Origin of the sequence: Neoakkermansia glycaniphila, from assembly GCF_001683795.1 — a bacterium.
GTDB classification, from domain to species: Bacteria; Verrucomicrobiota; Verrucomicrobiia; order Verrucomicrobiales; family Akkermansiaceae; genus Akkermansia; species Akkermansia glycaniphila.
In genome coordinates, this window is the sequence record NZ_LIGX01000023.1 from 1 (window position 1) to 25,186 (window position 25,186).

Sequence of the window (25,186 nt, forward strand, 5' to 3'; positions counted from 1 at the left end):
GCCCGGAACAACCGGCCAGCCCCCCACCCTCAACCTCGCCGACCGTACACCCGACACACGGGAACAATGGGGTATGAGCATCGACCTCAACATCTGCACCGGCTGCAACGCATGCCTCATCGCCTGCCGCGCGGAAAACAACATCCCCCTCGTCGGCAAGCAAGAACTCATCAAAGGCCGCGACCTCCAGTGGATCCGCATTGATCGCTACCTCCGCCACCGCCCCGGCGCCAGCTCCCCCACCCTCCAAAGCGTCCCCGTCGCCTGCCAGCAGTGCGAAGCCGCCCCCTGCGAATCCGTCTGCCCTGTCAATGCCACCGTCCACACCGACGACGGACTCAACGCCATGGTCTACCCCCGCTGCTGGGGCACCCGCTACTGCTCAGCCAACTGCCCGTACAAAGCACGCAAATTCAACTTCTTCGACTACGCCAAAGCCTCCGAGGCAGACACCAAATACCAGCGCAATCCCAACGTCACCGTCCGCTCGCGCGGCGTCATGGAAAAATGCAGCTACTGTGTCCAGCGCATCGTCCAAGCCAAAGCCCGCCACCGCTCCGGCCTCATGCAGGGAACCGGCGAACGCCCCTCCACCGAACTGGAACTCACCGAAGACATGCTCCGCCTCCCGCACGGAGCCGTACAAACAGCCTGCCAGCAAGCCTGCCCCCAGCAGGCCATCACCTTCGGCAACCTCCTCAAACTCGCCAAACCCTCGGCCACCTACAACGCCCAATCATCCCCCCGCGCCTCACGCCTGCTGGATAACCTCGGCACCCGCCCCCGCACCGCCTACCTCTCCCGGTACAGTCCGCCTCCGAATCGGGACTGACCTGCAGTCCCTGCTTCCCGGCCACAGGCCGACATCAACTGGCAGCCTCTTCCGCAGCCAAATCCAGAGCCTGCTCGTACCAGACCGACCATATCCCAGCCAAACCCAGCACGGTATGGAACAGATTCCCGTGTTCCGCCGCCCCTCCCTGCCTCCGCGTCAAATTCTCCCACAACCGGGGATTCTTCTCCCGGTACGCCGAAGAACACCAGACCAGCAACGGCACCTGCCGCTGCTCCATCATCGACAGAGGCCCTCCATGCAGAAAACGGCCACCCTCTCCGAAAGACTCTCCATGATCGGAACAATACACCAGCACCACATTCCTCTCCCGCGAAAACTCCATCAGCGAATCCAGAAAATAATCCAGATACAGAATCGAATTATCGTAGGCATTCACCAGATCGGGCTTCTGCATACTCAAATCCCGGTCATGCTCATCGGGAAGAAAAACGGAAAACCCTTCACGCGGATACTTATTGGAATAATGGTAATGGGAACCCTTCGTCTGCAACACGATCAGCCTGTTCCCGTCGCCCTCAGCCAACACATCCTTCACACGCGACAAAATCCCATCCGCCAGAAACGAATCCGAAAAATACCGATCCTCGCAATCTTCAGTCAAAAGCATCATCGGCGGCGTCGCCTCCCGGCGCATATTGTAAAAAAACGCCGTCTGAAAACCATGCTTGCGGAACAGCGACACAAAAGAACCCACCGTCGGCACCCTCCGATCATTCGCCGCATTGGTCATCATCCCCACCACGCTCTTCTCCGTCGAAGTATCAAACGAAAGCACATTCGGAAAAACAGCCAGCTCACCCCGCTGCCTCCTTGCCGCCAAAAGCGGGGTCGTCCTGCGCTCGTAGCCGCACACCTGCAAATGATCTGCCCGCACCGACTCCCCCACGATGAAAATCACCGTCACCGGGCCTCCCCGCTGCACAAGGGAAGACGCCCCCTCCGCCGCCTTCGGCAGCTTCTTCAATGTAGCCAGCTCCCCACCTTTGCGAATCGTCTTCTGAGCATCCAAGACGGCAATCACAAAAGAATCATACGGCGGGCAAATATAAATATAGGCAAACTCCACCATGCAGACCCATCCAGCCAGAAAAGCCGTCTCAGCCGCCGGAATCCACCTCCATGCGATTATTCGGCATCGAACGATCAAAAAACGGCCGAGCAGATAAATCCCGGCATTCGCCAACACGCTCCCCGCGAGCCACATCGCATTCCCGAACGTCATATACGAGCGTGCCTCCTCCCAATCCGTCCCGAGAAAAATACCGACATAGGAAGAAGGGTCGGAAATGCCCAGACAATAATACATATACATCCGCAGCGTCTGGTACAGCATGAACGGCACCCAAAACAGCATACCCCAAAACCTTGCCCGGATGAACAAATCCAGAGCAACGGCAAAAAACAAGGTGGCCACAGCGCCATTCCAACTCCACAGCGATGCCCAATGCGCCCCAAGCGACCGATCGACCGAGGAGAAATCATCCGCCCCGAACGAAACCGTATACGTAGCATAATACAGGACAACTGCCACCATCAACACATACAGCCAGTATGCCCATTGCGGCAACCGTTCTCTACGCACCAGCATCTTCCACCACTTCGTCATCGGCATCTCGCGTCCATTTCATCTCCATTCGGCCACATACTTTCATCTCTGTGCGGCATCAAGAGAAATCGCGAAATCATAATAACCTACCTATGCGATGTCAACGGCATATTTATAGACATCGCCCCGAACATCTCTTATTGCCACCCTCCCCACAAAACGGCATATGTCTCATCAAACAAAAAAACGGATCGCATCGCGATCCGTTTTGCAAAACACATGGAAGCCTCCGGCTTCATGCAGCCCTGCGACGGCGCCATGCCATGCAGGCCAGCCCGAGCAGGCTCAACGTTGCCGTAGCAGGTTCCGGCACAGCCGCCATTTCCGCCATCAAAGAACCGACTTCGGTTTGGGAAAGAGCCTTGTCATGAACATACAGCTGTTGCACAGCCGCCTGCAGGCGGGAATTGTCCGTACGATCTCCACCGACATTCAGCTGCGTAATGCTGGTTCCGCCGAATTTCAGCCCTGTATTGGTGAAATAGGTGCTGCTATTGCCCACATAAAGGCGTGTTCCATCGGTAGTTCCTTCATAGCGCCCTGTCACCAGAGAGAGAGACAACGATCCCGTCGCAGGCACCGTATAGCCCAATGTTGCGTAATTGGTAATCGAGCCGCTGCTGTTCGGCTGCCAAAGCATGCAAAGGCTACCGGTACTCGTAATACCCAGTCCCCATTGTAAACCTGCTGCATTGCTGGCCGAGAAAATGGTCGAAAACCCCGTGGTGGGGCGTACCAGTTTCGACGTATCCAGCATCAGAGAAACCGACATGGCAACACGCGTATTGCCGCTGCCGTATGGCATGCTGGACAAAGCCGCGCCGGAAAAATGGGCGGCCGATGTTCCGCGTGTGCGGAGCATACCGTACCAAATCTCATTGCCCGTGCCCAATGTGCCCGTAATGGAGGATTTTTGGGTACCCACATCTGCAGACAAACCGTCGGCAAATTGCGTATAGCCGAAAACACTCTGATCCATCAAAACCCCGGCATAAACGGATGAACCTAAAGCGACCAATGCGCATAAAATAGAAATTGTTTTCTTCATATCAATTAGAGAGAAAGTTGAATTGGACACGTGTACCCTAGCGGATAATGAATCCTTATTGCTTGATCGTTGAATATATTTGGCGTAACAATATGGATGTTTGATGATTGCTTTTTCCCATGAAAAACATCATTCCGGCGCTTGGAGCAAATAGTGTATCGTATTATTCTCTAAAACGTTCTTTTATCTGTTGTTTGAGCATTTCATGTTGACATCGGATTCATTATCCGCCCAACATAAACCATCATCTTCTTCCTTTCATACTCAATCATTTCATTTCGAATCTCCAAAATAACAAAAATGAAATGCAAGAAAAATCAACGGAGCCAATTCGGCCCAACATCCCGGCAGGCAACAGGGCGAACCGTCAAACGGTTCGCCCTGCGGCACAAAACACTGTGGCAGCACCCTCAAGCCGCACGGCGACGGCGCAAGGCCATACAGGCAAGCCCAAGCAAACTCAATGTCGCTGTTGCCGGTTCCGGCACAAGCTCCATTTCCGCCATCAACGCGCCGATTTCCGCCTTGGAAAGAGACGTATTGTGTACATAAAGCTGCTGAACAGCCAAAGCCAAAGTATTGTTACCGGCATTGTTCGCCCCGATACTCAGCGAATTGGCGCTCGTATTGGATTTCAGGCCGCCGGCATCAAAGAACACATCCGTTCCCCCGATATAAATACGGGCGCCTTCCGTGCCATCGGCCACACCATTGATGCGTCCCGTCACCATGGAAAGCATCAGCGAACCATTCGTCGGAAGCGTATAATCAATATCCGACCCCCAGGCATTGCCACCCCACATCCAGCACAGCTTGCCGGATGACCGCACGCCAAGCCCCCATTGCGTCGCACCGCCCGTCGAAAAAATCGTTGCAATGCTGCCCGACGCAGTCGGCAACACCATCTTGGAGGTATCGACCATCATGGTTACCGTCATCATCATGCGGTTTCCGGTCGCATGGTTCTGGGTCATCGTCAATCCGGAAAACACAGCCCCGCCGGCACCATAAGTGCGAAGCATCTCGTACCACACCAGATTACCCGCACCCTTCGAACCTGTCACCTGTTCCTTGCTTGAACCGACATCGGCCTGCAAGGCATCCGAGAATTTCGTATAGCCGAACAGGCTTTGATCCATCACCGTCCCTGCCGAAACAGAAGTCGTGATGCCGGCCAAAGCACATAAAATGGAGATAGTTTTTTTCATATGAAGTAAGAATGATAAGTAAAATTGTTCTTGAAATCTAATCTAGCGGATTTGGAATCCTGTGTCAACAGAAAAACACACGAAAGTTTCAATCAGTAAACGATTTAACAATGTATCCTGATACAAGAATCGCATTTTCCGGGAATAATATTCTATCGAATCCATCCCATCAAATGCGTTGACTCTTTATTATTTAACATAAATAGAAAACTCATGTCAAGAACATAGGATTCCAAATCCGCAAGATCTGAAAATCACCATATAAAACTGAAAGCAAACAAATAAACACACTAACAACAAAATACTTATTTGGCAAAAAAACACGCGCCGGAACATGCCGGCGCGTGTGGCAAATCAAATCGTATAACCTTTATTATTCCGGGGTCGCTTCAAGTACGACCACCTCGTAGGGTTGCAGCGTCAGGCTCACGGGTTTGCCCGCTTCGATCCTGTCCACCGGAAGCTTGTCGCCCTTCGGGGAAGACAGCTTGTAGCGCAAGGGAGCGCCGACAGGCAGTTCGAAGACAGAGGCGGCTTCGAAACTCCACGTCTGAGGCACGGAAGACGGATTGCGCAGCGTCAGAATCCCCTTTTCGGGAGACCATGCGGCCCAGCCGTACACATCGAGCTTCGCCGGATCTCCTCCGACCCAATGGGTATCGACCAGGGTTCCTTCATTATTCCGCGCCCACTTGGCAGCCGCGGCCAGCGTATCCCATTCCGGCTGGGTCAGCAGCGACGGAGTAATGTACATCTCCTGCATCTGCGTGCCGGAACCGAAGCCCGACCAGATTTCATTCGTCAGGTCGTTGCCTTCCACCTTCTGGAGATTGCGGGCGCGCTTCGTATAGATCACGCCGTGCGTCATCAGCGAGTTGATCGGGAACAAGGGAGAAACAGCTACGTTATTCGCATAAATCTGCCCATCGCGGAACGTCATCCACTGGTTGCGGTCGCTGCCTTCGCCAATGAACTCGTGGTCCCAGCCGCCGCGCCAGATGGAATCGGCAATACCGAACCAGAAGGGCGAAGCCCAGGTACCCGTCGTCAGATTCACATACAAATCGGGTCGTTCCTTGCGAAGACCGTCGATCAGATTGATAATCGCCTCGAAATCGCTGGCAAACTTGCTGCCCGGAATCAGACGCTCCACGCCGGAAGTGCCGTCGAGCTTGAAATGGTTGATACCGTTTTCACGGATCATGTGCAGGCACATATCGCGGAAATGGTCATAATACTTCGGCCCGGCAAGAGCAAAGCCGCTCTCGTTCGTCTCGAACTTGCCGTTGGCGGCAGCCAAACGGTTTTCCTTCGGTTTGCCGTAGCCGCCCCACGGGGAGAACCATACGCCCGGAGCCGCACCGTACGATTCGGCGAGCTTGCGAATATCGCGGAATTCGTTCGGCAGCCCCTTATGGAACTTCCAGAGAGTCTGCGTATCGTCCCATCCGTCGTCGAACAGGAAGGAATCCAGCACCACGCCGCGCTTGCGCACCAGCTCCTCGCCGAACGTCTGCACCACGTTCATCGCCGCCTTCTCATCGTAGGGATCGAAATAGCCGATATCGTACCAGCTGTTGTAATTCAGGAAAGCGCCATACGGCCTCGCACGCTCTTCATTGAGATAGGCGAGCTGGAACGTGCGGCGAAGCTGGGAAGGATTCGACACGCCGAGCACGGAAGAAACCGTCGTTGCGGCACGGTTGGGAAGATCCGTCTTGTGCTTGATCTTCGCCGTCACCCGGCCCTTGTCCGCCTCATTCACGGAAAGAGGATGTTCCACCCCGGCAAACAGGCGGCGACCTGCGGCCACTACGGGAGCTCCCTTCACGGAACCGACCACCTCCGCTTCGGGAGCGGCGAAATCAAGCACCGTAATCTCGCGGGCAGGCAGGGAACCCTGCTCGGGCAGAATCGTCAGCCCAATACGCACATAAGGATGGCCTTCGCGCACTTCGGCCCACCACGTCAGTTGCAGGCCGCTATCCGTCTTCGCGAAAGGAAGAGTCAGGCGGGAGCCGTTCGCACGTTCCACCAGGCGGCGCGCCTTCGGATCGCCGGGAATATCCGTCTTCGTCAGCTTCCCTGCCGCCAGATCGGAAGCACGCAACACATGAGTCGATTCCTTGACGACCTCCTTGCTCAGGAACTCGTCCGGCTCGGAATCGGCAATCACAAGAGAAAAGAAATCGGGGCCGAGGTCGTATGTACGTCCGTTCAGCTTATCCGTGAAAATCATATTGGCCAGCTTGCGGCCTGCGGTCTGCACGCGCAGTTCCACGAGATCGTTGGCCAGCACGCCATCGGCCTGCTGGCTGGACACATTCGCGCCAGAAGCAGGAGCATTGGCTGCGTCAGGAGTGGAAGCGGCACAAAGCACGCCCGTACCCATCATGCCGAGAGACAACAATCCGGTCAGAATCTTTGATGAAGTCATGTGTCTATCATACCATCAAATCATGGAGAAACGCAAGCCCCGGACGAGGCATGCACCACTCTCCTTCTCTCGCGAAAACACTCCCGAACAAGCCGCATTGAAGCGCTTCCGGCCTCCCGCCCCTCAACCCGGATACCAGTATGACGAAAAAAGAGAACACGTGCTCCCGGAAGAAAACTTCCGAATCCCGCCACCGCCGGCAGCCGACTTCTGAAAACGGTTCATGAAAAGGACTTGCCAAAAGTCCTGCTGAACGTGTACACTGCGGCAAGCGGCACACAGTCCGCACATCCTTCACCGCATCCCACCATCATCCTCTTCACACCATGGCCGAATACATCGAAATCATCAAAGGCGCCCCCAGCGACGACATGATGAAAAAAATCCTCACCCAGTGGTACGGCGTCTCCAAACCCAAATGGAAACCCTGGCTCGACGCCATCGTCCTCATCTTCTTCACGGCGGCATCCATCCTCCTCATGTACACCGGGCAAACCACCTACGCGTGGATCGCCATCGCGGGCTTCGTCATGAGCTGCATCGCCCTCTTCGGCTACATCCCCTACCTCGTCAACATGGCGCTGAAAGTCAGCAAACTCTCTCCGTCCTACAACAAACGGAAAACGTACCGCTTCTACCCGGACAAATTCCAGTTCGGCTACGAAGGCAGCGAAATAGTCGAAGGCCCGTTGAACGCCTTCACCTCCGTCCATCTCACACCGGATGCCCTGCTCTTCCTCGGAGGCAAACGCCTCGCCCTGTGGGTCGTCAAAAGCGACCTCACTCCCGAAGAACTGGCCACCCTCCTCGCCTACCTCGAAAACAACGGCGTCCCTGTCAAATAAACGCCGCCCGCATCACGTACCGACACCTCACAGCTTCGGTTTCGGGGCAAACTCCGCCTTGAGATACCGGATAATCGCTTCGGCATCCTCATCCTTCGTCACGCCCGGCGGCAGCATCAGGGAATCCCACTCGCGGCCCTTCACCTTGATCTTCCCTTCGAGACCGTTGCGGATAACATCGCGCAACCGGGCATCGTCCTCCACCAGCCACTCCGAACCCTCCAGCGGAGGATAATTCACCGCATCGCCCGCACCGTTCCGTCCGTGGCACACGGCGCATTTGGAAAGATACAGCCTCTTCCCCTTCGCCAGCAAAACCTGTTGCGAAGCCGCTGCATCCTCCGCACCGCCAGCCGCCCCTTCGAGCGACGACAGAAAATCCACCAGCGCCACCGCCGCCGGAGAAGGAACGAGCTCCCTCCCCGCAGACACACGCACAGGCAACGCCTCCGGTGACCTGCCCTTCACGGAACAATCCCTCTCTTCAAACAAACCGGGCATCGCCGGACAGGCCGAACGCACCTTTCCCCACAAACGATCGCCCGGATTATAAAGATGCAGATACAACCACTCGCGGGGAGAAGCCACCATCCTCTCCTCCACGGACACCTTGCCCTGCACGCGCCCCATCAAACCGTCCAGCGACGGCCCCAGCCCCGTCACGGAAGACACCGGGCCGCAAGCATGGCACAGCAGGCAACCTCTGCCCGCCAACACCCGCGCACCGTCGCTCTTCCATGCCGCAGCATCCTGCATCGGAACAATAAACACAAAACACGCTCCCGCAACCGCCGCGGCAAGACCGGCACAGCCCACTCCCATCCGCCACGAACAATCGCACGCAGCCTTCTTCGAACCGCCCGCTGCACCATGCCGCCGCCTCAACCTGCACAACGCCCACACCGAGGCCACAACAAACAGCAGGCAAGCTCCGCCCAGCGGATACCCCCAACCATACACCGCCGGAAGCCCGAACAGCAAACCGGAGGCCACGCTCCACACCGCCGCCGACCAGCAGCGCACCCACACCCCCCGGCTACCCGCAAACCTGAACACCCAGCACAGCCCGGCAGCCATCAGCACGGCCCATCCGCACCAGCCCGGCACCCAACCCCACGGATCCAGCCATGACCCCGCCAGAACGCCACAACCCAAGGCAAACAGCCCGGCTTCCGCCGCCTGCGCCCACCGGGCCACCCCGGCACGCCGCACCATCCCCACGACACAACAACTCCCGGCCATCAACAGCAAAAAACAGGGTACCAGCCACGGTGCGGCTGGCATCCACCAAAAACCGCTCCCCACGCCTCCCCACACAGAACAGGCCGCCACGGCCACCAGCACATTCCAGCCGTCGCGCAGCAGGCGCACCAGCCGCAAAACCGACTTGCACTCCGGGGGAATCGCCTGCACGAAAGCGGCAAACAGCCCCATCCAAACCCATCCTGCCAAAAACAGGGATTGGAACACATACGGCACCTCCGGCGGCACAAGCACACCCGGCAGCCACCGGGCCGCGCACACCGGCATACATGAAGCCAGCCCTGCCAAAGCAGCCAGGCACAGCCACCGCAACGACCACCGCAGCCATGCCAACGCCTCGGCGGACAACACGGGCGACGGAAGCGGACGCGGCACCGGAACGCCGGGGCGCGACACATCGTCCGACAAAGGCAGCACGGACGGAGACTTCATTCCTCCGCCTCCCTTCCGGAACCGAACGCCCTGAAAACCAGCCAGCCCATCCCGGCCACCACGGCCAGGCACCCGGCATACACCCACACGAAAGCAGCATCGGGAACATCCCACACGATACCCGGAGCCACATACCAGAACCCCTCCGCCGCACTCGCCGCCAAGGCCAGCACCGCCACCACCCGCAGCGCACCCCGCCGCCTGCGGCAGGCAGGCACGAAAGCCATCGCCAGCACGCACAACACCCAAACGCCGAACATCGCCGGAAGCCAGCCCTCCCACATCCCCGCCGAACGCACGCGGTAAAACTCCCACTCATGCGGCAAATTGCCGTATTGAATCAACATGAACTGGGAATAGGAAAAATACACCTTAAAAGCCAAAGCCGCCAGCAGCAGCAAACCCATCTTCCTCACCACACTCTTCGTCCAAGAACCGGCACCGGCCAGCACTGCCGAAGCAACAGCCGCCGTCGCACCGAACGCCAGAAAACAGAAAGGCAGCATCGACGAAACCCAGGCCGACCGCACCATCCACCAATCCACCCCCGCCACGGCAACTGCCGCCACCAGCAGCGGCAGGCACACCGCCGCCACAAGACGCTCATGCCGAACCCGCCCCCTCCGGCGGAACATCCCCATCAGCAAAAACATCACCGCAAACAAACCGAAAACCGCACAAGACCTTCCCTTGAAAAACGGCTCCGCCAGCCACCAACCGCGCACATCGTTCCCGCCCCAATCCACCGCCTGCCCTGCCGCCGCAGCGCGCGCCGCCTCCATCGCCCATGGGTACAGCACCGGAAGCATCACCTGCAAAACAAGCAACACCAACAGCCAGCCCCACACCGAAGCCCGGCACAGGCCACACCACACACCGCGCACATCATCGCTCCAGCCGGCACCCGTCACCCGCAACACCATCCACCAAAACAACGCACCCAACCCCAGCGCCGCCGCCAACACCCCGGAACAAAACACCCCGGTCGCCAAAGCAGCCTTCCACCGGAACATCGGCACCCCGAAAAACGAACCCTCATCCGATGGCCACGCCTCATACACCCGGTGCAACATCACCCCCGCCACCATCAGCACACCCAGGCACAGCAGCAGCACCCCCCGCCGCGAAAAAGCGAAAGAACCGCCAGATACACCGCTGGACACACCGTCACCCATTATTCTCCAAATTGAGCGGTGAAAGCGTACGCAAATGGAACACCCACAAAGCCGCCGCCCAAAGCTCCTCCACCGTCAGCTTATCGCCATACGCAGGCATATTCCCCTGCCCGTCCGCAATACTCTTATAAAACCGCCCGAGCGAAAACGTCGCATACTTCTCGTTCTGAAACGCCGCCACTGCAGGCATCCCCTCAGCCGCAGCGGACTTCCCGTCCCCCGCACCCCGCACCCCGTGGCACGAAACGCAATGATTGGCATACACCCTCGCACCGAGCCCCTGCATCCTGATCACCTCCTTCGCGGAACTCCACTTTACCGGCAGCTCCGCACCGCCATCCGAAGAATTTCCGGACATCTCGTACGAACCGTCCTGCCTCCGGAACCCGTCCGCATGGGCAGTCGTACTCTGCGGAGCCGTCTTGGAAGGCACTTCCCAATCTCTGGATTCCTGCACCTGCACCATATCGCGCACCAGCCGCCCGTCATTCCGGTCGGCCCGCTCCAAATAATTCCATCCCGCCACCGCCGCGACAAAAGCGGCTATCAGGCAAACAATCAAACCGACACGCTGCATCCCGTCATATCCTTTCCATCATTGAATCATCAAACTACTCATCGAAATCGGGATGATACCACCGTGGCAACCCCGAACAAGCAAAAAAACCGGCAACCGCCCACAACCCGGCACCCAGCAAACCGCCCACAAACACCGCCGGCACAAAATCCACCCAGCGCTCCCATCCCGGCGCACGCCCCTGCACCACCGCCGAAGTCGCACAATCCTGCGTCAGCCAAACCCACACCAGCACCACCGCCATCCCGAACACGGCGCCAGCCGCGGGAATCCATGCCCTCCACGCCCGGCGGCGCACCGCTGGCGAACCGTCCCCATGCAAACCGAACTCCGGAGGCATCCGCCTGCCCAGCAAGGCATACAGGCAAACAAACAGCCCTACGCTCCCTGCCAGCATCCACCAGTCCGTCGGACTCGGCACATACCCGCCCTCCTGCCCGGGCAAAAACGATACCAGCGAACTCCCCACCACAATCACCACACGCTCCAGCCACATCCCGAACAACACCGACACGGAAACCGCCGCCACCACTGCCGGATTCGACCTCCACCGCTTCACCCAATACAACTGCGGCACAAGCACATTCCCCGCCAGCATCGCCCAGAACCACCAGGCATACTCACCGCACACCCTCTGCACCATCACCTCGGCCACCGTACCGCCCTCCAGCAACGCCATTCCGGCTTCCACCGCATAGAACACCGCCATCATCCACGAGAAACCCAACACGAACCGGCTCATCACCTGCTGCACGGAAGCAGCGCGCAGCCGCACTCCCCGGTCGAACAACGCCACGAGCTGCACCATCGCCATCCCGCTCAGAATCGCTCCCGCCACAAACATCGGGGGGAACATCGTCTCATGCCAACCGGGCTTCACCGTCGTCGCAAAATCGCAACTCACCACCGAATGAACCGTCACCACCAGCGGAGCCAGCACGCAGGCCATCGCCACATTCGCCCGGCGAAACACCGCCCACTGCCGACCTGTCCCGCGCCAGCCGCAGGCCAGCGCACCATAAAACCTCTTCAGCCACCACGAAGCGCATCGATCGCGCATCAACGCCAAATCGGGAATCATCCCGATCCACCAATACAACAGCGAAAGGCAGAAATACGTCCCCACCGCCAGCACATCCCACACCAAAGCCGAACCGATATCCGGAAACACCCCGCTCGCATCGGGAAACGGAGAAACCATCCACACCACCCAGATACGCCCCACATGCACCAGCGGAAAAATCCCCGCGCACACCACAGCGCAAATCGTCATCAACTCCGCCGCCCGTGCAATCGGCGTACGCCACCCCTGATGAGTCAACAGCAGCACCGAAGAAATCAAAGTCCCCGCATGGCCGATCCCGATCCAGAACACGAAATTCACAATATCCCACCCCCAGGGCACATCGTTATTCACCCCCAGCAGCCCCACACCCTCCGAAGCCAGCCTCCATGCACTCCAGCCCAGCCCGTACAAAGCCAGCCCCGCACACAACGCCACGCCCAGCCACCAGAGCAGCCCCTTGCGGGCCTCAACGGCTCGCACCGACTCCTCCGGCAAACAACTCAACTGCACTGCATCACGACTCGACATGGCACCCATGCCCCACACCGGACGGACACCAGAAACACCGCCACGGTAAGGACGCAAAACCCTACCACACACCACCAGACGACACAAGCTCAAACCCCGCCACCCCGGAGGCAACTCGAATTTGCCATTCCCCCGGCTGCATGAAATGTTTCGTCATTGCATTATGCCCCCCACTATGAGATCATTGCCGGGCAATGAACACATCGCTCAATCCAGACATCGTCCGGCTCACCCAGGAACTTTGCAACGCCCTTGCCCAAGACCAGAAAGTGATCTCCGCCAAAGCCCGCATCGGCCTTTTCTTCCAAAATGCCGAAGCCACCAAACTCTTCCAGGAAGTCAACTCCTACGGCGAAGAACTCCGCAACAAACACCTCGCCGGCATGCCGCCGACCGAAGAGGAAATCTCCAAATTCGACAAACTGCGCGAAGCGGTCGTCTCCAACGAACTTGCCCGCGGTTTCCTCGAATCCCGCCAGCAGATCGATGAAATCCTCGGCACCATCAGCCAGTTCATCGGCATGTCCATCGACCTCGGCCGCGCTCCCTCCCTCGAAGAAGTGGAAGAAGCACGCAAACAATCCATGAGCTCCTCCTGCTCCTGCGGCGGCGATTGCGGCTGCGACGGAGAATGCGGCGACGACTGCGACTGCAAGGATGGCGGCGACTGCAAGTGCAGCCACTGATCCAGCTTACACTTCCCGGCCGGCGGACTCTCTCGTGAGATTCCGCCGGTTTTTCCGACTGCCAGGCACACTCCCGACCCCCATGTTTTCCCTGCACAGCATCAAGCGGCACCTCTTCAGCGCACGCTGCCCACTGATCCTGCTTCTCATCTTTGCCGCCATCAGCATCGCCTTCGGCGCCAAACACCTCTTCACACCCTTCGATGCCATCCACATCTCGGCCTATGCCTTCATGGCCCTGCTGGCAGGCGCATGGTTCACCCTGAAAACTCTCCGCAAAGACACCTCCTTTCTCTCCTCCCGAAGCATCCTGATACTCCTCGGCCTCAGCTTCGTCCTCAATATCGTATACAACCTCTACCTGTGGACGGACCCGTGGAAACTCCCTCTCATCCTCGCCACCACCCTCGGCATGCTCGCCGCCACATGGGCGCTCATGCGCTCATGGGCACTCATCGTATGGGCACCCTTCTTCCTGCTCGAATTAATGCAGACCTGCATGTACATCCAGTACGGCACCACCATCAACTCCCTCGTCGTCGCAGCCACGCTCGAAGCCTCGCCTGAAGAAATATCCGCCTACAGCGGCTGGGGCAACATCCTCAGCTTCACCGGGCTCCTCATCGTCACCGCCGCCGTCTGCTACGGCCTCCACCGCTGCATGCGCACCTTCCCGAAAATGCAGCTTCTCCGCACCGGACTGGCCTCCCTCGGCATCATGGCCCTCTGGGGCCTCTCCATCCCCATGGAGCGGCAAAGCCAGGACTACTACTGGCCCGGCAGTGAATTCTACAACCTTGCCAACGCCTATATCGAAGCAGTCGAAACCAACGAAGACACCATCAACCAAGTAAAAAGCCTTCCCGACCCCACCGAACAACCATCTCGGTGCGACACCATCCTCCCGAACCAGGGCATCATCCTCGTCGTCCACATCGGCGAAAGTGTCCGTGCCGACAGGCTCTCCCTCAACGGATACCACAGAATCACAACCCCCTATCTGAACACAGCTCCGGGCCTCATCAACTTCCCCCGCACCATCTCCGTCGCGCCGGACACCTGCCAGGCCCAAATCAGCATCCTCACCAACGGCCGCCGGGGCCTGCGCGACACCGATCCATGCATGCAGCCCACCACCGGCTCCATCCTCAACATCATCGCCAAACACAACTTCGACATCTACTCCTTCTTCGGCAACAAAGTCGCCCAGAAACTCAAATACGACCGCGTCGTCCGGCTCCTCACCCAGGTCTCGAAACAAAGCTACAACTCCCCCGCCTATCCCATGAGCGGCCTGCCGGACATCAAACGGACCATCGATGAAAACGGCAGCAACAACCTCGTCCTCTTCATCAACAACGAAGGCACGCACACACCCTTCTGCTACTTCGACGAACAGCACGCCCCCTTCCAACCGGCCTTCACCAGCTTCGAAAACCCCGAGGCCAATGCCGAAGGCATCAACAACGCCTACGACAACACCGTCTATTACCTCGACGACTACATCCGCCAAATCGTCGGCTACATGGGCAACCGACCCTTCGTCTACCTCTACATCAGCGACCACGGCGAATTCCTCGGGCATGACGGCATCTGGGGCCGCGGCGGCCTCGGCAACTCCACCCTGCGCTACCACGACACCACCGGGTGCATCGTCCCCTTCTTCCTCATCACCTCCCCCTCCTTCGAAAAACTTCATCCCCACTACGCCAAGGCACTGGACGGACTGCGCAGCAACACCGAAAAAACAATCGGGCAGGAACACATCTTCCACACCCTCCTCGGCCTCTTCGGCATCGCTACGCCGTACTACGACCCCACACTCGACCTCACCCGGCCCAATGCATCTCCCTACACCGGAGACATGCCGGAATGCCTCAAAAAACAACAGAATACAGCTTCAACCGAACCGAAAGAACGGCAACAAGCAGCCATCGGCACACCGAAGCCTCACGCCTGAACCGGAAACCTATCCCCGTTCCGACAGGAAATAAAGTCCCGTATACACACGGGGATCAACCATTGCCCCGGCCTGCATCCGCGCTTCCAGCCATGCGTCCACACCGTCGAGCGGCACCTCATGCACCGTAATACGCTCGTTCTCCACCCCGCCGCCTGCCGACACCTTCCGCAAGCCTTGAGCAAGAAAGAAATCCACCGTCTCGGAAGTCATACCCGGCGAAGAAGGCCCCGTAAACAGAAACCTCATCTCCTCCGCCTCATACCCGGCCTCTTCCAGCAATTCACGGCGAGCCGAATCCGCCGCCGCCTCGCCAACCTCCACATCACCTTTCAAACCTGCGGGAAAACAAATGCAGGAACACCCCACCGGAGGGCGAAACTCCTCCACCAGCACCACACGCCCATCCTCCGTCGCAGCAAACATCATCACCGCGCCCGTACCGCGAGTCCTCTCCGCATACTCCCAACCCTGCGCCGTACGCACCAACTTCAAAAAACGGCCTTCGCCCAACACACGATCCATAAGAACAAAATATGACAGTAACTTGTTTTCCTTCCAACCCTCGCAAGTTTTGGCATACTGCACAACGGAAGGCATCGACAATATTGTTGACAACTTATCACAAACAATCCAGCATAAAAAACGTGAACGCTAAAAAACAAACGATTTTCCCCGGCAGTAAATTCAGGAAAATACTCTTTGCGCTCTGCCTCATCTTATCGTTCGACATCCTGATCAGCGGGCGTTCTGCTGGTATAGGCCTGCACACTTATACCCACGCAACCTACTACCTCTATGCGCTATTCGCCATCCCAGCCTTTTTGTGCGGAGCTCACCGGATCATCTCACGTCGTGCCCAAATCGCAATCATGGCAGCCATGTTCATCACCAGCCATCTCTTATGTTCGCTCGAGGAAACCACACTATCCGACCAGCCCACCCTCACGCAACCGACACCTCGTCTCTTTGCCCCGTCCTGCTGGATTGCCCTCAACCCCACCAGCGGCCTTTTGGAAGCAGGCGATTGATCATGAAAAAAGGGTAGCCAACCAAAGTCGGCTACCCCTTTGAAACAAAAATCTGCTTTTTTAGCACACCGTACCGGTCGCACGCACCATATTCTGGTAATGGGCCAGAATCTTGGTCGTAATCGGGCCGGCCATACCGTCGCTGATCGAATGGCCGTCCAGAGACGACACCGGAATCACCTCGGCAGCCGTACCGGTCAGAAAACACTCGTCGGCGCAAATCACATCGTAGCGGTTGATCGTACGCTCATCCACCGGAATCTCCAGCTCAATGCAGATATCGATCACCGCCTGCCGGGTAATACCGTCAAGCGCACCGTCCGTCACGGGCGGAGTCGTCACCACGCCGTCGCGCACGATGAAAATATTGTCGCCCGTACATTCGGCCACATTACCCTGCTCATTCAGCATCAGGGCTTCGCCTGCGCCGCGTTGCACGGCCTCCTGCTTCGCCATGATATTGTTCAGGTAATTCAGGGACTTCACCTGCGGGCAAAGAGCTGCAGGAGCATTGCGGCGCACGGAACTCGTAATCAGCGTCAGCCCCTTCTCGTACATCTCGGCGGGATACAATGTGATTTCAGACACAATCGCAAACACGCAGGCACGCGGGCAGCTAGCCGGATTCAGCCCCAGATTGCCCTCGCCGCGAGTCACCACAAGGCGGATATAACCGTCCTTCAGACCGCTGGCGTTCACGGTATCGCAGCAGGCGGCGGCCAGCTCATCCATCGTAAAAGGAATCGTCAGGAAAATATAGCGCGCGGAATTGTAAAAACGAACCAAATGATCCTCCAGACGGAAAATCTTGCCATCGTAAAAACGGATGCCTTCGAAACAACCGTCACCATAGAGAACACCGTGATCGAACACGGACACTTTCGCGTCCTCGCGATCCACCAACTTTCCGTCGAACCAGATCTTCATGTCTTAAAAATAAAATATTGAGCGCGGTGAACATACACCTTCCATCAACCGAATGAAAGGAGAAAATGAGACAGCCCCTCAGGAAACCTCTCACCCGGCGCCGCCTCGCACCGTCACTTCCCCGGAACCCGCAGAGCAGCCAGCAGAAACGCAGCATCCGAACTGCCGTTCGCACTCGCAAGGCGCACCACCCTCCACTGCGGCAGAGGCAGCGATTCCAGAAACTCCTCCACCGCCTCGCACTCCTCGCGCCCTCCCTCATGGCCGGGATAACACATCACCGTCAGCACACCGCCGGGCAGCAGCAACTCCGAAGCAGCCTGCACGGCAGGAACCGTCTCCTCCTTCACCGTCTTCACCGCATGATCGCTTCCGGGCAAATAACCCAGATTGAACATCACCGCCTTCACACCATCCGGCACCGCCTCGCGCATGCGGGAATGGCTGCATTCATGCAGCGACACCCTCTCCCCGCAACCCTCCCGCATCAGCCGGCGGCGAGTCTCCTCCAGCGCGGCGGCCTGCACATCGAACGCATGCACATGCCCCGAAGGCCCTACCAGCCGGGCGAGAAACAGCGTATCGTACCCGTTCCCCGCCGTCGCATCCACTGCGGAATCACCCGGCACCAGCACACGCTCCACCCAATCGTGGGCGCAGGCAAGAGGCCGCATCAAACCATGCACACCATCCGCCATTGCCATCACTTCTTGCCGGGAAGATCGTCCATCTCGATATAATCGAGGGCAACCGTCCGGGATGAATCCTTCGGATCGCGCACCTCCAGCTTCATCTGCTTGAAAAACCACGAACCGTCCTTCAGCTTCTGCACCGAAGTAATCGAAATCCTCTTCTTCAACTCCCCGTCGGCTCCGTAACCGTCGATCTGCCACGTCGTCCCGTTCTCCTTATCGATCCACACGCGCACCCAGGCAAACTGCCCCGACTTCGTCGGATTCTGAATACGCACCACCCAGCAATCGCGCCCCTTGATCCGGGCATCCTCTCCGGCATCCTCCAGCACCCCGCCCTTCCAGTACAGGAAACGCAGAGACATATCCTCGTAACACACATCCGTACCCGCCAGCGGAGTTGCGTACTTCGCCACTGGAAGCACCGTCGCCTTGCCATCCTTCACCTCCATGATATCCACCCCCTTCGCCTTGATATGCAAATCGAAACGATTCCATACATCATTCAGCTTATACTGGAACGCAATCACGCCGTTGCGCACGCTCATCCCGAACGGAATCTTCGTACGCCCCTTCCGGATCTGCCCCTGCACATCCTTCTCCCCCTGGCTCACCGACATATCGCGCATCGCCTTCAGCAACTCGTCCGCGCTCGGCTCCGCCTGCAACGCGCCCAGCGACAGGCCAATACATGCCGCCCCTAAAATCTTCTTGAAGAAACTCTTCATGCCCACACCCTACCACAGCGCATTCCGCAATGCAAAAACAGATTCCCCGCTGCCGCAAAAACCTCACCTTCCCCGTTCGGCACAAGGAAGCGAAGCCTCCATCCATGCCTGAAATTCCACTTTACAACAAAAACGCACGGGCGCATACTCCCTTCCATGTTCCACCTTCCGATCCGTCCACGCCGCAACCGCAAAAGCGAAGGCATCCGAGGCCTCATCCGCGAAACATCCCTCAGCGCAGCAAACCTCATCTACCCCATGTTCGTCCAGGAAGGCACGGAAAACACACCCATCTCCAGCCTCCCCGGCTGCACCCGATGGAGCGTCGCAGGACTCGTCGAAGAATGCCGGCGGCTCATCGACCTCGGCATCACCACCGTCGACCTCTTCGCCGTCGTCCCCGACGACAAAAAAACACCCACGGCCGACGAAGCATGGAACCCGGACGGCATCATCCCCCAGGCCATCAACGCCCTCAAAAACGCCCTGCCCGACATCACCATCATGACCGACGTCGCGCTCGACCCCTTCAACTCCGACGGCCACGACGGCATCGTCGAATTCCGGCCGGATGGCACCTACGAAATCCTCAACGACGAAACCATCGAAATCCTCTGCCGGCAGGCCCTCTGCCATGCCGATGCCGGGGCGGACATCATCTCCCCCAGCGACATGATGGACGGCCGCGTCGCCGCCATCCGCGCCACCCTCGACAGCGAAGCCCTCGACAACGTCTCCATCCTCGCCTACACCGCCAAATACGCCAGCGCCCTTTACGGACCCTTCCGGGGAGCCCTCGAAAGCTCGCCCAAAACCGGAGACAAAAAAACATACCAGATGGACCCCGCCAACATCCGCGAAGCCCTTCGTGAAGCCGACCTCGACATCAACGAAGGCGCGGACATGCTCATGGTCAAACCCGCCACCCTCTACCTCGACGTCATCGCCGCCATGCGTGCCCACTGCAGCCTCCCCATCGCCGCCTACCACGTCAGCGGGGAATACCTCATGCTCAAATCCGCAGCCGCCTCCGGCTGGATCGACGAACGCAGCGCCACCCTCGAAACCCTCCTCTCCATCCGCCGCGCCGGAGCGGACATGATCCTCACCTACGCCGCGCCCCAGGCGGCCCAATGGCTCCGGGAACAATAACGGAACTCCCGCCGCATGAACCCCTCCGCCATACGAACGGGCGCCCTCGTCATCGCCTTCGTCATCGGGGGGCTATTCCCCTCCCTGAGCAGCCTCGACTACCTGCTCCAGTGGAACATCATCCTCATGCTCGGCATCACCTTCCTCGGACTCCAACTACCCAAACTCAAACCCAACCGACTCCACCTCCTGCTCATAGCCGCCAACATCCTTCTGGGCGTTGCCGCATGGGGCATCCTGAAACTATTCGGAGAACCCGTCTGGGCGGAAGCCGCCTTCTTCTGCGGCATCGCACCCATGGCCGCCTCGGCACCCGTCATCGTCAAACTCATGAAGGGCAACGTCGAATTCTGCGTCACCGCCCTCGTCCTCAGCCAGCTTGCCATCACCGCAGCACTCCCCCTCCTCATGCCACTCGTCATCGGCAACGTACACGAAGGCTTCTTCTTCGACATCGCCGGGCGCGTCACCTCACTCCTCATCCTCCCGGCCCTTGCCGCGCTTGCCATCCGGCGCCTCTACCCCGCCAGCCGCCAGTGGTCGAACCGCCTCGCGGACGTCTCCTTCGCCCTCTGGATATTCTCCCTCATCCTCATCGCCGCACGGGCCGTCTCCACCATCAGCGCCATCCACATCCCGTGGCAGGCCATGGCTCCTGTCGCCACCATCTCCTTCATCGTCTGCGCGGCGGGCTTCCTACTCGGCTACCGCATCGGCTACCCGCACTACAAACGCGAATGCTCCCAGGCCCTCGGACAGAAAAATACCATCATCACCATCTACCTCGCCATGACCTATGCGGACAACACCCTCGTCTTCCTCGGCCCCGTCTTCTACGTCATCTACCACAACCTCTTCAACGCACTGCAAATGCACCTCTACTACCGGAGTACCACCTTGTCACAGCCAGACACCCGGCCACACTGACGGCAACCTGTCACACCCTGTCGTAAGACCGCATCAGCAGCACGGCATCCTCGGCCAGCCGTTGCAGAGCAGCCACCTTATTGCTCACCGCAGGCAGCGACCACAGATTCGTCTCATTGTGCGCCACGATATTGAAATACATCCCGCGCAGCATCGTCAGGCACCACAGCCAATCGCCATCCGCCATCCCCGGGAAAAACGCCCGCATTGCCTCATGCCACTCGCGGATCGCATACGAAAAATGGGACTCGTACACATCCCGCGTCAACTCCGGACTCTCATACCCCATCTTATTCAGAAAACAAAGCACCTGCCCGCCTGACACCACGGAATCATCCCTCCACCCCGTCAACGGAGCAGCCATCCACGAAAACACGATCTTCCCGGCCTCGCCCGACGCCTTCGCCTCAGCCAAAGCCTCCAGGCAAACCTCATTATACTGCTCCGACACGAACGCCAGCGTATCGCGGTACAAATCCGACTTATGCCCGAAATGGTACCGGATCAGCCCGATCGAAGCATCCGCCGCCGTCGCGATATCCCGAATCGTCGCTCCCTCGTAACCCCGCCGCGTAAAATCCTCCACAGCCGCCCGCATAATCGCCCCCTTCGACACCTCGGACTTTGAAACCTTCCTCTCCTGCGGCCTGCTCATACCCCACTTTATACGGAGAAGCCCGCAGCGTGTCAAGACACAAAGGCACCCCCCAACCCGCCTCCCCACCATGCCGGCAAAAAATAATTGAACGCCCGACCGTCAAACACCGTCTACTCCTCCGGCATGAAAACCTCAACAAAACACACCCTTGCCCTGCTCGCCTGCCTCATCTCCGCCGATCTTGCGGTCGGCGCGGTTCCTCCTGCCCGCATCGGCGGCACCACAGACCGCACAGGAGGCATATCCGGCATCGGAAGCAAACCCGCAACCTCCGCCCCGGCAGCCCCATCTGCAACCACGCAGCGCACCATCCACCGCGACCCGTCCGGACAACCCGTCGGCACATCCGTCCATCGCAACGGACGTACCGAATACACCCGCCCCGACGGCCGCCCGGCAGGCGCAGTACGGGACGGCTCCGGCGCATCCCGCCCCGTACCGGGCACCACCCCACCGCCACTGCGAGGCAAATAACGAAAGCTACCGCACCTCCCTGCTCCGCGCCTCCCCATACGCAAACAGGCGCAGCGGTCTGAATTTGCCATTGCACAGCATCCGCGGTTGCAGTACAATCGTGCCGACATGTACTACATCACAACAGCGATCGATTACACGAACGGAAAACCCCACATCGGGCACGCCTACGAAAAAGTCCTCGCGGACGTCCTCGCACGCTGGCACCGCATGATGGGCGAAGAAGTCTACTTCCTCACCGGCGTGGATCAGCATGGGCAGAAAGTCCAGAAATCCGCTGAAAAAGAAGGCATCGAACCTCAGGAGTACACCGACAACGTCACCCGCAAATTCCTCGCCCTCTGGGAACGGCTCAACATCTCCTACGACGGATGGGCCTCCACCACCGACCCGCGCCACAAAACCTGCGTCCAGAAAATCCTCATCGACCTGCACGACAAAGGCCTCCTCTACAAAAAATCATACAAAGGCATCTACTCCGTCCGTCAGGAACAATTCCTCACCGACAAAGAACGAGGAGAAGACGGCCAGTTCGGCCCGGAATGGGGCGAAGTCATCGAAATCGAAGAAGAAAACTGGTACTTCAAACTCACCGAACAGGCCCAGTGGCTCAAAAACTTCATCACCTCCAGCGACACCTTCGTCCAGCCAGCCGACAAAAAAGTGCAGCTGCTCAACGCCGTCGACCAGGCCTTTGAATGGGACCTCTGCATCTCGCGCCCGAAAAACCGCCTCTCATGGGGCATCGAACTGCCCTTCGACCCGGAATTCGTGACCTACGTCTGGTTCGACGCCCTCATCAACTACATCTCCTTCGCCGGCTACCTCGCCGAAGAAGGCAGCGGCCTCCCGAACTTCGCCAAACTCTGGCCCGCAGGCTGCGAAATCATCGGCAAAGACATCCTCGTCCCTGCCCACGGCATCTACTGGCCCGCCATGCTCCATGCCATCGGCTTCCCGGACGAAGCCATGCCCTCCCTCCTCGTCCACGGCTGGTGGAACATCAACAACGAAAAAATGTCCAAATCCATCGGCAACGTCGTCGACCCCAACGACCTCGTCAACGCCTTCGGCGCGGAAGCCGTCCGCTACTACCTCGTACGCGACATCACCACAGGCAAAGACGCCAACTTCGACGCCGACCGCCTCAAAATGATCTACAACACCGAACTGGCCAACGACCTCGGCAACCTCTGCAACCGCTCGCTCAACATGTGCCTGCGCTACTGTGAAGGCACCCTCCCCGCAGCTGCCGGAGACGACGAAGCATCCGCCGCCCTGCGCGAATCGCTCGCTGCCGCCGAACGTAAATTCATCGACCTGATGAACGGCAACGACGTCTCCGAAGCCCTCGCCGCCCTCAATGCCCATGTCGGAGCCTGCAACGGCTACATCGAACAAAAACAGCCATGGGCACTCGCCAAGGACCCGGAAAAATCGGAAGAACTGGCCCGCGTCCTCCGCCACCTGCTCGAAAGCTGCGCCCACATCGGCTACCTCCTCGCCTGCGTCCTCCCGGATGCCAGCGCCCGCATCCTCGACCAGCTTCAGGCCACCGAACTCTTCGCAGCCCTCACACCGGCCACCCTGCAATGGGACATCCTGCCCGCAGGCCACACCATACAGGCGCCCAGCCCCATCTTCCCCCGCATCCTTTCGGAAGAAGAAAAGGCCAAACTGGCAGCCAAAGCCAAAAAATAAAACGGGCAACCGCCTGCAAACCTCCATCGAAAAACCGGGAAGCCCTCTTCCCGGTTTTTTTATCGCCATGTATCCAAGGCCAATTCAGCCTCCAGCACGGGAAACATGGCGGCATAATCTTGCACCGCCCGTAGAACATCCATACGGAGCAACAATGTATCGCGCTCCGCAAGAAGCGCACTCATCCTGTCCTTCTTCATCGCATCCGAATCCTTGATTGTCGCCAGAAACTCCAAATGCCGCTGCAACTCACCTTCCACCGCCGCCATCGACTCGCGTGTACGCCGGGCCTGAGCCAAAAGAATCCGGCGTTGATTCTCCATCATCTTATGCTCTACCCCGCCATCATCTTTCCTGATCACGGCGGATTGCAGCCTGTGTTCCCCTCTTTTCACCAAAGCATCCGCCCGTTTCACATAAGCGGCCAATGAACCGTGCCACATGGGAGACGATGGTTCAAGACGGGCAACAACCTTCATCGCGGCTTCCAGAGATGAAATACGCCGCTCCACATGTACGCCCCTATTCTTTGCAGCAGCGATCTCCTGTTCATACCATGCCAACGCAAAGGACTCTCTATACTTGCTGCCATTCGAAGAAGCCGCGTACGCCTCCTTCAAGCGTTCGCAGACCGATAGCCATTCCCGGCACAACGCCAATTCTTCATATAAAGCCGACAGCCGAACGCAGCATGACAAAATCGGTCTTCCCAAAGCGATCTCCTGCATCATCGAACTTACCCGCTCAATAGCCTCACTGTCGGGTCGGTCCAGATTGACCATACTCCAATAATATCGCTCCCATCCCAACAGAACATTCGATACCGGAGAAACCCGGCACCGAGGATCGCCATTCTCGACGGCAGCAGCTTGCCATGCCAGAAGAGCTCCGGGGAAAAGCTCAACTTCTTCGGCATCTACAATCTTCCGGACTTGTTGCCATGCCTTTCGCAAAACAGGTGCATCTTCCGCCATGCGAGACGCATCATGCAATAATACAGCCAATTCCGGGATATTCTCATAGATGTCATCCATTTCATCTTCCATCTGCTCGGACGATAATGTTTGTGGCACTGCCGCCATTGCTCCGGGTTCGGCTGCAGCCACACATAGAAACATGAGCAGCCCCGACACAACGCATCTACACTTCATGCCGAATATTCTCTCATCGATTGTTCCTTACCGCAAGAAGGAAACAAAAAAGGACAGC

Annotated in this window: 24 protein-coding genes; 10 read left to right on the top strand and 14 right to left on the bottom strand. The window is 58.4% G+C overall.

What is annotated here, in order from left to right; all coding sequences use genetic code 11:
* A partial coding sequence (locus AC781_RS06950; protein ID WP_141675803.1) for a 4Fe-4S dicluster domain-containing protein occupies positions 1-832 on the top strand: 832 nt, incomplete at its 5' end.
* 34 nt (positions 833-866) lie between these two features.
* Here AC781_RS06950 and AC781_RS06955 read toward each other — a convergent pair.
* The 4 genes from AC781_RS06955 to AC781_RS06970 all read right to left on the bottom strand — a co-directional run bounded on the left by AC781_RS06955 (position 867) and on the right by AC781_RS06970 (position 7,155).
* On the bottom strand, positions 867-2,468 hold the full coding sequence (locus tag AC781_RS06955) for a phosphoethanolamine transferase (RefSeq protein WP_071133449.1): 1,602 nt from the start codon (positions 2,466-2,468) through the stop codon (positions 867-869).
* 229 nt (positions 2,469-2,697) lie between these two features.
* The gene (locus tag AC781_RS06960; protein WP_067775649.1) at positions 2,698-3,441 is read right to left on the bottom strand and encodes a PEP-CTERM sorting domain-containing protein; all 744 of its coding nucleotides are present in this window, start codon (positions 3,439-3,441) and stop codon (positions 2,698-2,700) included.
* Between the two features lie 479 nt (positions 3,442-3,920).
* The gene (locus tag AC781_RS06965) at positions 3,921-4,718 is read right to left on the bottom strand and encodes a LamG-like jellyroll fold domain-containing protein (protein ID WP_067775651.1); all 798 of its coding nucleotides are present in this window, start codon (positions 4,716-4,718) and stop codon (positions 3,921-3,923) included.
* A gap of 373 nt (positions 4,719-5,091) precedes the next feature.
* The gene (locus tag AC781_RS06970) at positions 5,092-7,155 is read right to left on the bottom strand and encodes an alpha-amylase family protein (RefSeq protein WP_141675805.1); all 2,064 of its coding nucleotides are present in this window, start codon (positions 7,153-7,155) and stop codon (positions 5,092-5,094) included.
* Between the two features lie 22 nt (positions 7,156-7,177).
* Between AC781_RS06970 and AC781_RS06975 the strand changes: the two genes are divergently transcribed.
* Positions 7,178-7,369, top strand: coding sequence for a hypothetical protein (locus AC781_RS06975; protein WP_067775657.1), 192 nt, complete (start codon positions 7,178-7,180; stop codon positions 7,367-7,369).
* A gap of 112 nt (positions 7,370-7,481) precedes the next feature.
* Positions 7,482-8,000 carry a hypothetical protein gene (locus AC781_RS06980; RefSeq protein WP_067775660.1) on the top strand — a complete coding sequence of 173 codons (519 nt, stop codon included), beginning with the start codon at positions 7,482-7,484 and terminating at the stop codon, positions 7,998-8,000.
* Between the two features lie 27 nt (positions 8,001-8,027).
* On the opposite strand, the gene AC781_RS13285 is transcribed toward AC781_RS06980, so the two are convergent.
* The 4 genes from AC781_RS13285 to nrfD are packed head-to-tail and all read right to left on the bottom strand — an operon-like array spanning position 8,028 to position 13,041.
* Entirely contained in the window at positions 8,028-9,695 is a 1,668-nt protein-coding gene (locus tag AC781_RS13285) for a cytochrome c (RefSeq protein ID WP_083076701.1), read from the bottom strand.
* Entirely contained in the window at positions 9,692-10,858 is a 1,167-nt protein-coding gene (locus AC781_RS06995) for a hypothetical protein (RefSeq protein ID WP_141675806.1), read from the bottom strand. Before AC781_RS06995 ends, AC781_RS13285 begins: the two co-directional genes overlap by 4 nt.
* A 4-nt stretch (positions 10,859-10,862) precedes the next feature.
* Positions 10,863-11,447: a c-type cytochrome gene (locus AC781_RS07000; RefSeq protein ID WP_067775673.1), complete on the bottom strand. Its 585-nt coding sequence runs from the start codon at positions 11,445-11,447 to the stop codon at positions 10,863-10,865.
* Positions 11,448-11,481: 34 nt separating this feature from the next.
* Entirely contained in the window at positions 11,482-13,041 is a 1,560-nt protein-coding gene (gene nrfD, locus AC781_RS07005; protein WP_071133444.1) for an NrfD/PsrC family molybdoenzyme membrane anchor subunit, read from the bottom strand.
* 194 nt (positions 13,042-13,235) lie between these two features.
* On the opposite strand from nrfD, the gene AC781_RS07010 reads away from it, so the two are divergent.
* Together AC781_RS07010 and AC781_RS07015 are read left to right on the top strand one after the other, a co-directional pair.
* The gene (locus AC781_RS07010) at positions 13,236-13,727 is read left to right on the top strand and encodes a YlbF/YmcA family competence regulator (RefSeq protein WP_067775679.1); all 492 of its coding nucleotides are present in this window, start codon (positions 13,236-13,238) and stop codon (positions 13,725-13,727) included.
* 82 nt (positions 13,728-13,809) lie between these two features.
* Entirely contained in the window at positions 13,810-15,687 is a 1,878-nt protein-coding gene (locus AC781_RS07015; RefSeq protein ID WP_067775683.1) for a sulfatase-like hydrolase/transferase, read from the top strand.
* A gap of 9 nt (positions 15,688-15,696) precedes the next feature.
* Here the strand turns inward: AC781_RS07015 and AC781_RS07020 are convergent, their stop codons facing one another.
* Positions 15,697-16,212: an NUDIX hydrolase gene (locus tag AC781_RS07020; RefSeq protein ID WP_067775857.1), complete on the bottom strand. Its 516-nt coding sequence runs from the start codon at positions 16,210-16,212 to the stop codon at positions 15,697-15,699.
* A gap of 122 nt (positions 16,213-16,334) precedes the next feature.
* On the opposite strand from AC781_RS07020, the gene AC781_RS07025 reads away from it, so the two are divergent.
* Positions 16,335-16,718: a hypothetical protein gene (locus AC781_RS07025; RefSeq protein WP_067775686.1), complete on the top strand. Its 384-nt coding sequence runs from the start codon at positions 16,335-16,337 to the stop codon at positions 16,716-16,718.
* Between the two features lie 60 nt (positions 16,719-16,778).
* Here the strand turns inward: AC781_RS07025 and ilvE are convergent, their stop codons facing one another.
* The 3 genes from ilvE to AC781_RS07040 all read right to left on the bottom strand — a co-directional run bounded on the left by ilvE (position 16,779) and on the right by AC781_RS07040 (position 19,065).
* The gene (ilvE, locus tag AC781_RS07030) at positions 16,779-17,645 is read right to left on the bottom strand and encodes a branched-chain-amino-acid transaminase (protein ID WP_067775689.1); all 867 of its coding nucleotides are present in this window, start codon (positions 17,643-17,645) and stop codon (positions 16,779-16,781) included.
* Positions 17,646-17,758: 113 nt separating this feature from the next.
* Positions 17,759-18,319 carry a tRNA 5-(aminomethyl)-2-thiouridylate-methyltransferase MnmM gene (gene mnmM / locus AC781_RS07035; RefSeq protein ID WP_218107262.1) on the bottom strand — a complete coding sequence of 187 codons (561 nt, stop codon included), beginning with the start codon at positions 18,317-18,319 and terminating at the stop codon, positions 17,759-17,761.
* 29 nt (positions 18,320-18,348) lie between these two features.
* Complete coding sequence (locus AC781_RS07040) at positions 18,349-19,065, bottom strand: outer membrane lipoprotein-sorting protein (RefSeq protein ID WP_067775692.1); 717 nt, start codon at positions 19,063-19,065, stop codon at positions 18,349-18,351.
* A 156-nt stretch (positions 19,066-19,221) separates the two neighbouring features.
* Between AC781_RS07040 and hemB the strand changes: the two genes are divergently transcribed.
* Together hemB and AC781_RS07050 are read left to right on the top strand one after the other, a co-directional pair.
* Entirely contained in the window at positions 19,222-20,217 is a 996-nt protein-coding gene (hemB, locus tag AC781_RS07045) for a porphobilinogen synthase (protein ID WP_067775695.1), read from the top strand.
* 15 nt (positions 20,218-20,232) lie between these two features.
* Entirely contained in the window at positions 20,233-21,144 is a 912-nt protein-coding gene (locus tag AC781_RS07050) for a hypothetical protein (protein ID WP_067775698.1), read from the top strand.
* 10 nt (positions 21,145-21,154) lie between these two features.
* Here the strand turns inward: AC781_RS07050 and AC781_RS07055 are convergent, their stop codons facing one another.
* The gene (locus tag AC781_RS07055; protein ID WP_067775701.1) at positions 21,155-21,799 is read right to left on the bottom strand and encodes a TetR/AcrR family transcriptional regulator; all 645 of its coding nucleotides are present in this window, start codon (positions 21,797-21,799) and stop codon (positions 21,155-21,157) included.
* 126 nt (positions 21,800-21,925) lie between these two features.
* Here AC781_RS07055 and AC781_RS07060 point away from each other — a divergent pair, with 126 nt between their 5' ends.
* Complete coding sequence (locus tag AC781_RS07060; RefSeq protein WP_067775704.1) at positions 21,926-22,276, top strand: hypothetical protein; 351 nt, start codon at positions 21,926-21,928, stop codon at positions 22,274-22,276.
* A gap of 108 nt (positions 22,277-22,384) precedes the next feature.
* The gene (gene metG, locus AC781_RS07065) at positions 22,385-23,977 is read left to right on the top strand and encodes a methionine--tRNA ligase (RefSeq protein WP_067775707.1); all 1,593 of its coding nucleotides are present in this window, start codon (positions 22,385-22,387) and stop codon (positions 23,975-23,977) included.
* A gap of 59 nt (positions 23,978-24,036) precedes the next feature.
* On the opposite strand, the gene AC781_RS07070 is transcribed toward metG, so the two are convergent.
* Entirely contained in the window at positions 24,037-25,083 is a 1,047-nt protein-coding gene (locus AC781_RS07070) for a hypothetical protein (protein WP_141675807.1), read from the bottom strand.
* Between the last annotated feature and the right edge of the window lie 103 nt (positions 25,084-25,186).